The organism is Duganella margarita (assembly GCF_009857535.1).
Classification (GTDB): domain Bacteria; phylum Pseudomonadota; class Gammaproteobacteria; order Burkholderiales; family Burkholderiaceae_D; genus Rugamonas; species Rugamonas margarita.
On sequence record NZ_WWCS01000042.1, the window covers coordinates 1 to 12210 of the forward strand.

The 12210-nt window shown below is 70.9% G+C and carries 14 protein-coding genes; 7 read left to right on the forward strand and 7 right to left on the reverse strand.

Annotated features, from left to right (window positions below; genetic code table 11):
• The 4 genes from GTP55_RS28555 to GTP55_RS28570 form a co-directional block, all read left to right on the forward strand.
• On the forward strand, positions 1 to 391 hold a 391-nt coding region (locus tag GTP55_RS28555), incomplete at its 5' end, for a cation transporting ATPase C-terminal domain-containing protein (protein ID WP_202423906.1).
• Between the two features lie 48 nt (positions 392 to 439).
• Positions 440 to 892, forward strand: coding sequence for an Hsp20/alpha crystallin family protein (locus tag GTP55_RS28560; protein WP_229258208.1), 453 nt, complete (start codon positions 440 to 442; stop codon positions 890 to 892).
• Between the two features lie 17 nt (positions 893 to 909).
• Positions 910 to 1350, forward strand: a complete 441-nt coding sequence (locus GTP55_RS28565) for an Hsp20/alpha crystallin family protein (protein WP_161048158.1) — start codon at positions 910 to 912, stop codon at positions 1348 to 1350.
• Positions 1351 to 1359: 9 nt separating this feature from the next.
• Positions 1360 to 1797, forward strand: coding sequence for a universal stress protein (locus GTP55_RS28570; protein ID WP_161048159.1), 438 nt, complete (start codon positions 1360 to 1362; stop codon positions 1795 to 1797).
• On the opposite strand, the gene GTP55_RS28575 is transcribed toward GTP55_RS28570, so the two are convergent.
• The 7 genes from GTP55_RS28575 to GTP55_RS28605 form a co-directional block, all read right to left on the reverse strand.
• The gene (locus tag GTP55_RS28575) at positions 1745 to 4276 is read right to left on the reverse strand and encodes a GGDEF/EAL domain-containing response regulator (RefSeq protein ID WP_161048160.1); all 2532 of its coding nucleotides are present in this window, start codon (positions 4274 to 4276) and stop codon (positions 1745 to 1747) included. The genes GTP55_RS28570 and GTP55_RS28575 overlap by 53 nt on opposite strands.
• Before the next feature lie 95 nt (positions 4277 to 4371).
• Positions 4372 to 5148 (reverse strand): enoyl-ACP reductase FabI, encoded by a 777-nt coding sequence (gene fabI, locus GTP55_RS28580; protein WP_161048161.1) that lies wholly within the window; start codon positions 5146 to 5148, stop codon positions 4372 to 4374.
• Positions 5145 to 5621: a pyridoxamine 5'-phosphate oxidase family protein gene (locus GTP55_RS28585; protein WP_161048162.1), complete on the reverse strand. Its 477-nt coding sequence runs from the start codon at positions 5619 to 5621 to the stop codon at positions 5145 to 5147. The genes fabI and GTP55_RS28585 overlap by 4 nt, the downstream gene beginning before the upstream one ends.
• Positions 5622 to 5753: 132 nt before the next feature.
• Entirely contained in the window at positions 5754 to 6188 is a 435-nt protein-coding gene (locus GTP55_RS28590; protein WP_161048163.1) for a response regulator, read from the reverse strand.
• Positions 6166 to 6519, reverse strand: coding sequence for an Hpt domain-containing protein (locus GTP55_RS28595; RefSeq protein ID WP_161048164.1), 354 nt, complete (start codon positions 6517 to 6519; stop codon positions 6166 to 6168). The genes GTP55_RS28590 and GTP55_RS28595 overlap by 23 nt, the downstream gene beginning before the upstream one ends.
• Before the next feature lie 2 nt (positions 6520 to 6521).
• On the reverse strand, positions 6522 to 8198 hold the full coding sequence (locus GTP55_RS28600; protein ID WP_161048165.1) for a sensor histidine kinase: 1677 nt from the start codon (positions 8196 to 8198) through the stop codon (positions 6522 to 6524).
• A gap of 111 nt (positions 8199 to 8309) precedes the next feature.
• Entirely contained in the window at positions 8310 to 8915 is a 606-nt protein-coding gene (locus GTP55_RS28605) for a response regulator (protein ID WP_161048166.1), read from the reverse strand.
• Between the two features lie 160 nt (positions 8916 to 9075).
• On the opposite strand from GTP55_RS28605, the gene GTP55_RS28610 reads away from it, so the two are divergent.
• From GTP55_RS28610 to GTP55_RS28620, 3 genes are all read left to right on the forward strand, one after another.
• Positions 9076 to 10134 (forward strand): HD domain-containing phosphohydrolase, encoded by a 1059-nt coding sequence (locus GTP55_RS28610; RefSeq protein ID WP_161048167.1) that lies wholly within the window; start codon positions 9076 to 9078, stop codon positions 10132 to 10134.
• Complete coding sequence (locus GTP55_RS28615) at positions 10131 to 10400, forward strand: helix-turn-helix domain-containing protein (RefSeq protein ID WP_161048168.1); 270 nt, start codon at positions 10131 to 10133, stop codon at positions 10398 to 10400. The genes GTP55_RS28610 and GTP55_RS28615 overlap by 4 nt, the downstream gene beginning before the upstream one ends.
• A 99-nt stretch (positions 10401 to 10499) precedes the next feature.
• A partial coding sequence (locus tag GTP55_RS28620) for a sensor histidine kinase (RefSeq protein ID WP_161048169.1) occupies positions 10500 to 12210 on the forward strand: 1711 nt, incomplete at its 3' end.

Consider the following 12210-nt stretch of genomic DNA (forward strand, 5'->3'; position numbering starts at 1 on the left):
GGCGCAGGGCGGCGGCCTGCTGGCCCTGCTCGCCGCGCTGCACGGGGGGCTGCGCGAGCACGCCGATGCGGCCCGCACCGCCACCTTCCTGACGCTGGTGCTGGCCAACCTCGGCCTGATCCTGGTCAACCGCAGTTGGGGCCGCGCCGGCTGGCGCCGCGGCCGGTCGCGCAACCGCGCTTTCCGCTGGGGCGGCATGGCGGTGCTGGCGCTGCTGGCGCTGGTGCTGGGCACGGCGCCGCTAAGCGCGCTGTTCGGCTTCGCGCCGCTGGACGGCGCGACATTGCTGCTGTGCTTGCTGACGGCGGGCGCCGCGGTGCTGTGGTTTGAGCTGGTCAAGGCGGCCGATTTGGTTCCGCGCGCGCGTTTGATGCAGCGTAGAGAAAAGTGAGGCCACGCCGGCTAAAGTGGGGTTTTTACCCGCCACGAAAAGGAGCCCATGATGGCCACGAGTAACTTGACCCGCTACACCCCGTCCTCCCCGCTGGGGCTGTTTGAACCGTTGCGTGCGCTCGAGGAGCTGTTGCGCGACACCGGCATGGAGCCGTTCTGGCCGTCGACCGAGCTGGCGGCCGGCATCCGCATGGATATCCAGGAAACCGAGCAGGCGTACCAGATCCGCGCCGACATGCCGGGCCTGAAAAAAGAGGACATCAAGGTCGCCGTGGACGGCCGCCAGGTGTCGCTCAGCGCCCAGGCCGAACAGGGCGGGCAAGGCGAACAGGGCGGCATGCTGTGGCGCGAGCGCCATACCGGCCAATGGCAGCGCAGCTTCACGCTGCCGCAGGAGGTCGACGACAGCCAGGCGGCGGCGCGCTACGAGGACGGCGTGCTGCACCTGACGCTGCCCAAGAAAGCCGGCACCGGCGGCACCCGGCTGACCATCCAGTGAACGCGCCGGGAGCCGCCATGCATCCGCTGTTACCGGACCGCCCGCCGCGCCGCGCGCTGGCCCCGCTGCATCCGCTGCGCCGGCTGCGCGAAGCGTGGCAGCGGCGGCGCTTTGAACACGCGCTGCGCCAGCTTGGTCAGCCGATCCGCATCGAGCTGCGCGAGGACGCGCAGGCCTACACCGTGCTGGCGTGGTTACCCGGCGCCGACAAGGGCGACATCGAGGTCGCGCTCGACGGCAACCGCGTGCGCATCGTGGCCGCCGCCCGCATCGCGCAGGCGCAGCACCTCGGCGACAGCCAGCTGCGGCGCGAGCGCTACGCCGGCCGCCGCCTGCGCGTGCTGCGGTTGCCGCAGCAGATCGATGCCGCCAGCGCGCGCGCCGAATACCGGCACGGCGTGCTGGAGCTGGTGCTGCCGAAGGCCGGGCCGCCGCCGGCGCTGGTGCCGGTGCGCTAGGAGGCCGCCATGTTCCGCCATATCTTGTTTCCCATCGACGGCGAGGCGCCGTCCATCGCCGCCACCGGCCCGTGCGTGGCGTTCGCGCGTGACGCCGGCGCGCGCCTGACAGTACTGCACGTGACGGCGCCGTTCCACCTGCTCAGCACCAGCGCCGAGGTGCTGGCCGACACCCCCGACAGCTATGCCGCCCACAGCCTGGCGCGGGCGCGCGCGCGGCTGGAGACGGTGGCGGCCGAGGCGCGCGCGCAGCAGGTGGTGTACGAGACCGTCACCCTGGAGCACGCGGAGCCGTATCAGGCCATCATCGACACCGCGCGCCAGCGCCAGTGCGACCTGGTGGCGATGGCCTCGCATGGGCGCAGCGGCCTGCAGGCGGTGCTGCTGGGCAGCGTCACGCAGAAGGTGCTGGCCCATTGTCACCTGCCGGTGCTGGTGTGGCGCTGACCCCGGCCAGCCAGGCCTGGAACGCGGCGTCCGGGCTGGGCGGCAGGTACCAGTAGCCCTGGGCGTAATCGCAGCCGATGGCGCGCAGCAGCGCATGCTGCTGCGCGTTCTCCACCCCTTCGCTGACCACGCCCAGCTGCAGGCTGTGCGCCATGGCCACGGCCGCGCGCACGATGGCCGCGTGCTCGCTGTCGGCGCACACGTGCTCGGTCAGGGAGCGGTCGATCTTCATCTCGTCGACGCGCAGCCGGCCCAGGTAGCTCAGCGACGAGTAGCCGGTGCCGAAGTCGTCGATCGACACCTTGACGCCCAGCCCCTTGAGCGCCGCCAGCACGTCGCGGTTCCGCGCCGTGTCGTCCAGCATCAGGTGTTCGGTGATCTCCAGGCACAGCTGCTGTGGCGGCAGCCCGGCCGCGTGCAACGCCTGGGTGATGACGTCGACCAGCGCCCGTTCGCGGAGCTGTGACGGAGAAATATTGATCGCCAGTTGCAGCGGCGCGCCATCGGGCGCGCGCCAGCCGGCGGCGGCGCGGCAGGCCGCGCCAAACACCCAGTGGCCCAGTGGCGTCGCCAGGCCGATCTCCTCGGCCAGCGGCAGGAACTGGTCCGGGCCCAGCAAGCCCAGCTGCGGATGATGCCAGCGCAGCAGCGCCTCGGCCGCGCGCGGCCGCATCGCCTCGAGCGTGACGATCGGCTGGTAGTACAGCTCGAACTCGTCGCGGTCCAGCGCCTGGCGCAGGCTGGCGCCCAGCCGCAGGCGCTGCTCGATGCCGCGCGTCATGTCGTGGCGGTAGAACTGGAAGTTGCCGCGGCCTTCGGTCTTGGCCTGGTACATCGCGCTGTCGGCGTAGCGCAGCAGGCTACGCACGTCGGCGGCGTCGTCCGGGTACAGGCTGGCGCCGAGGCTGATGCCGACCCGCAGTTCGTGGCCGCGCATGTGCACCGGCTTCAGGCAGGCGGCCTGCATTTTCGCGGCCACCTTGGGGATGTCGGCCAGGTCGTCGATTTCCGGCAGCAGCACGACAAACTCGTCGCCGCCGAGCCGGCCCACCATGTCCGACTCGCGCACCGCCTGGCGCAGCCGCTTGCCGATCACGCGCAGCAGGCGGTCGCCGGTTTCGTGGCCGAGGCTGTCGTTGATGTGCTTGAAATAGTCGAGGTCAAGAAACACCACCGCCAGCCGCCGCGCGCCGCGCCGCGCCCGCGCGATCAGCCGCTCGGCCTCCTCGCTGATGGCCAGGCGGTTGGGCAGGCCGGTCAGGGCGTCGAAGTGCGCCAGCCGCGCCAGCTTGCGCTCGGCCTGCTTGCGCTGGGTGATGTCCTGCAGCTGGTACAGCTGGCCGCCGCCGTCGTCGGGGCGCAGCGCCGACACGCTGACCAGCGCCCACACGTGGCCGCGCCCGGCGTGCAGGCACTGTTCGAACTGTACGCTGTTGGCGCCGTCCAGCGCCGCCAACTGGGCCGCCGTGTGCGCCTCGCCGGCGGCAAAGTCGTCCAGCCGGCGTCCCAGCAACTGCGGCGGCGCGCGGCGCAGCAACCGGCACAGCGCCGCGTTGACCTGAATGAAGCGGCCGTCGGCGGCCGCCAGCGCCATCCCGCCCGGCGCCAGGTCAAAGGCGTTGCGGAAGCGCTCCTCGCTGCGGCGCAGCCGTTGCTCGGCGGCCGCGCGCTGGCGGATGTCGCGCAGCACCAGCACGGTGCCCAGCAGCTTGCCCTGCAGCCCGTAGATCGGCGCCGCCGAATCCTCCACCAGGCAGGTTTCGCCGGACGGCAGCTGCAGCCGCAGGTCGTCCGGCAGGGCGCCGCCGCCGCCATGCAACAGCCGCTGGAACGGCGACGGCACGCGGTCGCCGCCGGCGTCGCGCAGCTGGATCACTGCGTCGGCTTCCTGGCCCAGGGCCGCGCTCAGCTGCCAGCCCAGCAGGGCTTCCGCTGCCGGGTTCAGGTAGCGCACCCGCGCCGCGTCATCGGTCACGATCACGCTGTCGCCGACGCCGCGCAGCGTCGCCGCGTACCATTGCAGCGCCTCGCGCACCTGGTGGTCGGCGCGCCCCTTGGCCAGCGCCACCTCGATCTGCGCATACAGTTCGCGGATGTCGAACGGTTTGGTCAGGTAGCCGTAGGGCTGGGCGTTGATCGCCTGGCGCACCGTGTCGGGATCGCTGTAGGCGCTGAGAAACAGCAACGGCGCGCCCAGCTGGCGGCTGATGGCTTCGGCGGCGGCCACGCCGCTGACCGCGCCGGGCAGCACCGCATTGATCACCACCAGGTCCGGGCGCTGGGCCAGGGCGGCGCCAATGGCGGCCTCGCCGCTGTCGACCTGCGCGCAGATGCTGTAGCCGAGCGATACCAGTTGCGCGCACATGGCGGCGGCCGCCGCATGGTCATGCTCGACCACGAGAATGCGGGCCGGCGTGCCGCTGGCGCCGGCGGGCGCGCTGGTGCTGGACATGGTGCCGTTCCCTCGCTGGTGGGTCATGGGCTTTATCGTCGGCCCGGCACGCGGGACGGTGTTGATGCGCATCAGGCGCGCGGGGCTTGACGATGGCGCGCGCCTTGGTGCCGCGCGCGGCGCTAGGCGACCGCATGGTAGCCGCCGTCGACGTAGATGGTCTGGCCGCTCATGCCGCTGGCGCCGTCGCCGGCGAGAAAGCTGGCCAGCTGGCCGATTTCATCGAGCGTGACCAGGCGCCGCAGCGGCGCCCGCGCGCGCGCCTGCTGCATCAGCGCGTCAAACTGCTCGAGGCCGGAGGCGGCGCGGGTGGGCACCGGTCCCGGCGAGATCGCGTGCACCCGGATGCCGCGCGGCCCCAGTTCCTGCGCCAGGTAGCGCACCAGCGATTCCAGCGCCGCCTTGGCCGGCCCCATGATGCCGTAGTGCGGCACGGCCTGCTCGGCGCCCAGGTAACTCATGGTGATCAGGCTGCCGCCGCGCACGCTGAGATGCGGCTCGCACTGCCGGGCCAGCTCGGCAAACGAGTGGCAGGAGATGTGCATCGCCCGCAGGAACCCGGCGCTGCTGCTGTCGGTCACGCGGCCATGCAGGTCGGCCGCCGGCGCCCACGCGATCGAGTGGATGGCGAAATCGAGGCCGCCCAGCTGGGTGGCGGCGCTGCGCACCAGCGTCTCCAGCGCGCCGGCGTGCTCGACGTCGCAGCTCAGCAGCGGCGCGCCGACGGCGGCCGCCACCGGGCCGGCGTAGGGCAGGGCGGCGTCGACGCAACTGAGCACCAGCCGCGCGCCGTGCGCGGCGGCGACCTTGGCGCAGCCGCTGGCGATGCTGTGCTGGTTGGCGACCCCGAGGATCAGGCCGCGTTTGGCCTGCAGCGCAGGCGGCGCGGCGCTGCTCACGGCGCCGCAGCCACTGCGTAGAGTTCGGTATGCCCGAAGCCCTGTTCGTAGTCGAGCACCGAAATGACGGCGGGCGTGACGCGCAGGAACACGCCGCCCTGCCAGGGGATGGTGCCGCTCTGGGTCAGCTGGCGCAGTTGCGGGAAGCGGAACAGCATCAGGTCGGCGGCATGGGCGTTCTCGTCGGCGTCGCCGACCACGGCCGCGGTGCCGGCCAGCGACAGCCCGCGGATGTGCCGCCAGTCGGCGTAAGGCGGCGTGATGGTGGCCGACACCTTGTCGTTCTGGCGGATGTTGTGCGCCTTCTGGCTGTTGAGGCCGATGCCGGCGTAGAGGGTCAGGCCGTCGTGCACGTAGCTGACCACGGTCGCTTGCGGAAAGCCATCGGGGCGGATGGTGGCCAGCGTCAGGTCTTGCGCTGCGCCGAGCAGATGCAGAATAAACTGCCGGTGGGTGCGGTCGAGTGCTTGCATGAGTTTCCCCTGGCGGTTGGTGGACAGCCGGAAGGCAGGCCGGGGTTCCATGCTAGGCGCGGCACAGGCAGCGACTTTGTTGCCGATCAAACGGACGCCGGGAACGGGCCGCCGGCAGCGCCAGGGCCGCGTCTAAGTTTGCGGGAGAAACGACGGTGCGGCGCCCGCGCCCCAGCGCCGCAGCATGGCGCCCAGTTCGGCGGCCGTGTAGGGTTTGCTCAGGTAATCGTCGGCGCCGGCGGCCAGGCAGCGTGCGCGCTCGCCGTCGACGGCGCTGGCGGTCAGCGCCACCACCGGCGTGCGGCTGCGGCCGTGCGCGGCCTCGAAAGCGCGCCAGCGCCGGGTCGCCTCGTAGCCGTCCATGTGCGGCATCATGCAGTCCATCAGCACCAGCGTGTACCGTCGCTGTTCCAGCGCCGCCAGCGCGGCGGCGCCGTCGTGCGCTTCGTGCACTTCCCAGCCGAGGCGCTGCAGCAGGATGCGCGCCAGGTGGCGGTTCATGTCGGTGTCGTCGACCAGCAGCACGCGCCGGGCCGGCGCCCCATCAGGCGGCGATGCTGTCATCATCGACACAGGCGTTGACCTCGGCCAGCACCTGCATGAATTGCCGGCCCAGGTCGTTGGCGTCGGCGCCCCGCTGCGCCCGCGCCGCCAGTTCCAGCGCCTGCAGCAGCGCCGTCAGGCGGTCGGCGCCGACCAGCGTGGTCATGCCCTTGAGGGCGTGGCTCTGCTGGCCGATGGCCGGGTAGTCGCAGCGCTGCAGCGCGTCCACCAATCGGCGGAACAGCACCGGCGCGTGCTCGATGAAGGTGTGCGCCAGGGCGCGGAAGGTGGCGCGGTCGCCGGCCAGCCGCATCAGCACGGTCGGATCGGTGGCCTGGTAGCTCACTGCGTTCATGGTCATGCCTCCTCGCTCAGGGTGATCGCGCCGGCCGCATGCTGCAGGCGCAGATAGGGCAGGCTGACGGCAAACACCGCGCCGCCGCCGCTGTCTTCCAACACAATGCTGCCGCCCATCAGCTGGGTCAGCCGGGCCGCGATCGCCAGCCCTAGGCCGGCGCCGTCGCGTAGCCGGCTGGCGCTGTCGTCTGCCATGGTGAACTGCTCAAACAGCCGGCGGCGCAGCGCCGCCGGGACGCCGGGGCCGCTGTCGGCGACGCGGAAGATCAGCCGCCCCGGCGCGCTGGCCAGGCGCAACTGCACCTGGCCGGCCGTGGTGGCCTCGACCGCATTGCGCAACAGGATGTCGAGTACCCGCAACAGCTTGGCGGCATCGCAGACATAATGCGGCGGCAGGCCGGCGTCCGCGTGCAGCATCAAGGCCAGTCCCTTGGCCTCGGCCGCGTGACGCGCGCCGGCCAGCGCGCGCTGCAGCAGCTCGGCCAGCGGCTCCTGGCGCAGGTCCAGCGCGGTCTGTTCGGATTCCAGTCCGCTCAGCTCCAGCACCGCCTCCACCAGCCCCAGCAATTGCATGCCGCTCGCATGGATGCGGCTGGCGAAGTCGCCCTGGCGGCTGCCGGCGAATTCCGCCTGCAGCAGCTCGGCGTAGCCCAGCACGCCGTTGAGCGGGGTGCGCAACTGGTGCGACATATTCGACAGGAAGCGCGATTTGGCCAGGTTGGCGGCGCAGGCCGCCTCGCGGCTGACGATCAGCCGCCGCATCAGCCGCTGCAGCAGGATGCTGACGGCCAGCACCACGGCGCTGGCCAGCGCGGCCAGCGTCAGCGTCAGCCGCTCGCGCGCGGCAAAGCCGGCCATGCGCTCCTGCTGGTCCAGTCCCACCAGCGCATGCAGCGGCAGGCCGGGCAGCGCGGCCCACGCGTAAAAGCGCCAGCGGCCGTCGATCGGGCCGGCGTAGACGCCGCCGCCGGCGCCGTCGCGCAGCGCCGCGAACACCGCGCTGCGCCGGATATCCTGGCCCAGGCTGTCGCTGTGGCCGACCCGGCGCGCGCGCACCACGCCGTCGTCGCCAACCAGCGCCACCGAGCCCTGGCGGCCGACCTCGACCGTGCCGTACAGCTCGGTGAAATAGCGGGGATCCAGCGACACCACCACCACCCCGCCAAAGCTGCCATCGGCCAGCGTAATGCGGCGCGAGATCTGCAGCGACCACTTGCCGGAGACCCGCCCCTGCACCGGCACGCTGACGTACAGCCGGTCCGGGCCGGCGGCACGGTGCACCTGGAAGTGCGGGCGGTCGCTCAGGTTGGTGGGCGCGAAGGGCTGGCTCGACAGCACCACCGCGCCGTTGGCGTCGACGATGCTGAACAGGTTGTACAGCGTGCCGGCGCCGAGGCTGGTCCTGAGGGCGTCGCTGACATCGAGCCGGGCGCCCTGTTGCAGGTACAGCTGGCGCAGGAACAGCGCGGCCTGGTCGGCCGCCAGCACGGTGCGCGCCGCGTGTTCGCTGAACAGGCGCGCCAGGTCGCGGCTCTCGCGGGCGGCCACTTCGGCGCTCTGGCGCCGGTCGTTGTCCAGCTGCCACAAGGTCACGCCCCAGATGCCGCCCAGCACCAGCAGCGCAAACAGGACTGGCGCCCAGCGGGTGTCGCAATGCTTGTGTAGCGCCTTCCACATGGTGTTGCTCCCTGGCTGGGTCACCGTCCGGATTGGCCGGCGCACCGCTGAGCCTGCGTCACAGCTTGCCCGGCTTTTCGGTATTTGTCAAATTCATTTAATTCATTGAATTTAAGGCGTGTCGCGCGCCAGCTGCGCGCAACAGGCGCGCAGGTAGCCGCGCAATTCGTCGTAATTGACCGGTTTCTGGAAGAACACCACGCCGCGCGGCAGGCCGCCGCGCGCCTGCAGCGCCTGCTGATCGAGGCCGGACAGGATGGCGATGTGCATCGGCCGCAGCTGGCGGTCCTCCAGGATGGTGTTGATCAGCTCATAGCCGTCCATGCCGTCCATGACGATGTCGGCCAGCAGGATGTCGGGCTGGCGCCGCGCCACCTCAAGTAGCGCCTGGTAGCCGTTCTCGCAGAACTGCAGCGCCACCGGCAGCTGCCAGCCGTCGATGTGCTTCTGGTACAACTGGCGCTGCATCGGATTGTCCTCGACGATCAGCACCGCCACCGTGCCCGGCGCGGCGGCGCGCGGCGGCGCCGGCTCCTGGCCCGGGTGCAGCTTGTAGGCCAGCACTGCCGCCAGCGGAATGCGGCGGTGGCCGCCCTTGGTCTTCCAGGCGGCGATCTCGCCGGCCTCGACCAACTGTTGCACGGTGGAGACGGAAATGCCCAGCAGCTCGGCGGCGCGCTGGGTGGTGCAGACTTCTTCGCTTGCGGCATTCTTCATAGGTTGGCGTCACCAATAAACTACAACAACAATTAAATATACCAAATATACCGATTATCATAAAAAATGATGCATAATCCGTTTTACTGACGAAACGCATGCCCGTGCATTATGCCGCCGAACCGGCGGGGCGCATAGGGTTAATCCTGGAGGAGCCGCCATGAAAGTCCTGGTCGTAGATGACAACCAGATGAACCTGGATTTGTTTTGCCACATGCTCAGCATGCTGGACGACGCCGACCCGCTGCCGATGGGCACTGCCGCCGAGGCGCTGGCCTGGTGCGCCTACCGCACCCCGGACCTGGTGGTGGTCGACTACATGATGCCCGGCATGGACGGGCTGGAGTTCCTGCGCCGCTTCCGCCTGCTGCCGGGCAAGCGCGAGGTACCGGTGGTGATGGTGACCGCCGATACCGAGCTGAAGGTGCGCCACGAGGCGCTGCGCCTGAGCGCCAACGATTTTCTGACCAAGCCGGTCAACAGCATCGAGTTCAATGTGCGGATCGGCAATCTGCTGGCGCTGCGCCGCGCCCAGCGGCAGCTGGCGGCGCGCGCCGACAGCCTGGCCGAGGCGGTCAGCAAGGCCACTGCGGCGGTGGTGGCGCGCGAGCACGAGGCGATCCACCGGCTGTCGCGCGCCGCCGAGTTCCGCGACAGCGACACCGGCAGCCACTTGCAGCGGATGGCGGCCTATGCGCGGGTGATCGCGGCCGGGCTCGGGCTGAGCGTGGCCGAGTGCGACCTGCTGGCCGAGGCGGCGCCGATGCACGACATCGGCAAGGTCGGCATCCCGGACGCCATTTTGCTCAAGCAGGGCGCGCTGGATCCGGACGAGCGCGCCGTGATCCAGCGCCATCCGCAGATCGGCGCCGACATCCTGGCCGGCAGCGAATCACCGCTGCTGCAGGCCGGCGCCGTGATCGCCATCAGCCACCACGAGCGTTACGACGGCGGCGGCTATCCGCACGGCCTGGCCGGGGTGGCGATCCCGCTGTTCGGCCGCATCGTCGCGGTGGCCGACGTGTTTGACGCGCTGACCACGGCGCGCCCCTACAAGCCGGCCTGGCCGCTGGCGCGCGCGCTTGACTACCTGCGGGCGGAAAAGGGCCGCCATTTCGACCCCCTGTGCGTAGACGCGCTGCTGGCCGAGTTGCCGGAGTTGCTGGCGATCCAGCAGTCCGTGGTGCTGCCGCAGGCCGGCGCGGCGAGCGTGGCATGAGCCGCGCCGTCGCACCCGGCCGCGCCGACGCCGGCTTTACTCATTGCCTGCTAGATAGCGTGATCGCCCGCCAGCAGCTCAAGAATGACGCCGAACTGAGCCGCCTGCTGCAGCTGGCGCCGTCGAGCATCAGCAAGATCCGCCACCGCCGCGCGGCGCTGACGGCCGAGGTGTTGCTGCGCGTGCACGAGGCGTTCGCCATCCCGATCGCCGAACTCAAGCAGTTGCAGGCGCGCCAGCAACTGCTCGACCTGCGCCACGGCTAGCCGCTCGCCGTGGCGTCGCCACAAATCGCGCCCATGCCGAAAAAACCACCAACTTTCCTGAGAGCAGTGCTATCGTTGCGGCAATTACTGGACCGCACCATGCCCGATTCCCATCGCTCCCGCACGCTGATCCTGGCCACCGGCGCCGCCTTGCTGCTGACCATCACGTCGGCGCTGGCGCTGGCGATTTACCAAGCGCGCGACAGCGAGGTGGCCGAGTGGCGCGGCCAGCTGGACGGCACCGCGCTGCTGCTGGCCGAGCAGACCGCGCACGAGATGAGCGCGGCCGACCTGCTGCTTGAGGGCATGCTGGAGCGGGTCCGCCTGCTCGGCGCGCGCGACCAGGCGACGCTGCGCGCGCGGCTCGGCGGCGCGGCCGAGTTCGAACGCCTGCAGGACCATCGCCGGGTGTTGCCGCAGATCGAAGTGGCTACGCTGGTGGCGGCCGACGGTGCGGTGCTCAACTTCACCCGCAGCTATCCGGCGCCGCCGATCAACCTGGCCGACCGCGACTATTTCCAGGCCCAGCGCGCCCGGCCCGACCTCGGCCTGTACATCAGCGCCCCGGTGCGCAACAAGGGCAATGGCGCGTGGACGTTTTACCTGTCGCGCCGCATCAGCGCGCCCGACGGCAGCTTCATGGGGGTGGTGCTGGTCGGCGTGGCGTGCCGCCAGCTCAGCGATTTCTACGGCAAGATCAAGCTCAGCGAAGGCTCCGCCGTGACCCTGTACCGGCGCGACTTCACGGTGCTGGCGCACTGGCCGCACCAGGACCAGCTGATGGGCCAGGTCAACCGCAACGGCAGCAGCTACGCCATCATCGAGCGCCAGCGGCAGGCGGCCGGCACCGCCGTGGTGTCGACCCCGCGGCTGGGCGGGGACGGTCGCGCCGTCACCCGCATGGGGGCGGCGCGGCTGATCGCCAACTACCCACTGATCATCAACGTCAGCGTGCCGGAGGCGGTGTTCCTGGCGCAGTGGCGCCAGTTCGCGCTGCAGCTGATCGGTGTCGGCGCGGTGTGCAGCCTGGCGGTGCTGGCGGCCTGCCTGATCGTGCTGCGCGCCATGCGCAAGCGCGACGGCGCGGTGCGCGAGCAGCGCGCCCTCAAGGCCGAGGCCGATGCGGCCAACCGCGCCAAGTCGGCCTTCCTGGCCATGATGAGCCACGAGATCCGCACCCCGCTGACGGCGGTGATCGGCTTCGGCGAACAGCTGGCCGACGCGGACCGCTCGGAAACCGCCGAGCTGGGCCGCATCATCGTACGCAACAGCCAGCACCTGCTGTCGCTGATCAACGATATCCTCGACATGTCCAAGGTCGAGTCGGGCAAGCTGGTGCTGGAGAGCGTGCCGTTCGCGCCGGCCGAGGCGCTGGAGGCGGTCAGCGCGCTGCTGCGCGGCAGCGCCGTGCAGCGCGGCATCGGCTACCGGGCCAGCGTCGACGGCGACTGTCCGGCGGCAGTGCTGGGCGACCCGATGCGCTGGCGCCAGATCCTGATGAACCTGGTGTCGAACGCGATCAAGTTCACCGCGCATGGCGCGGTCGAGGTCAGCGTCTGGTACCAGACGGACGGGCAGCTGCTGTGCTGCCGGGTGCGCGACAGCGGCATCGGCATGAGCGCCGAGCAGGTGGCGGCGCTGTTTACGCCGTTTACCCAGGCCGACAGCAGCGTGGCGCGGCGCTTCGGCGGCACCGGGCTGGGCCTGTACCTGGTGCGCCAGCTGGCCACCGCCATGGGCGGCAGCGTCCAGGTCGACAGCGCCGCCGGGCGCGGCACCAGCATGACGGTCTGCGTGCCGGCGGCGCCGA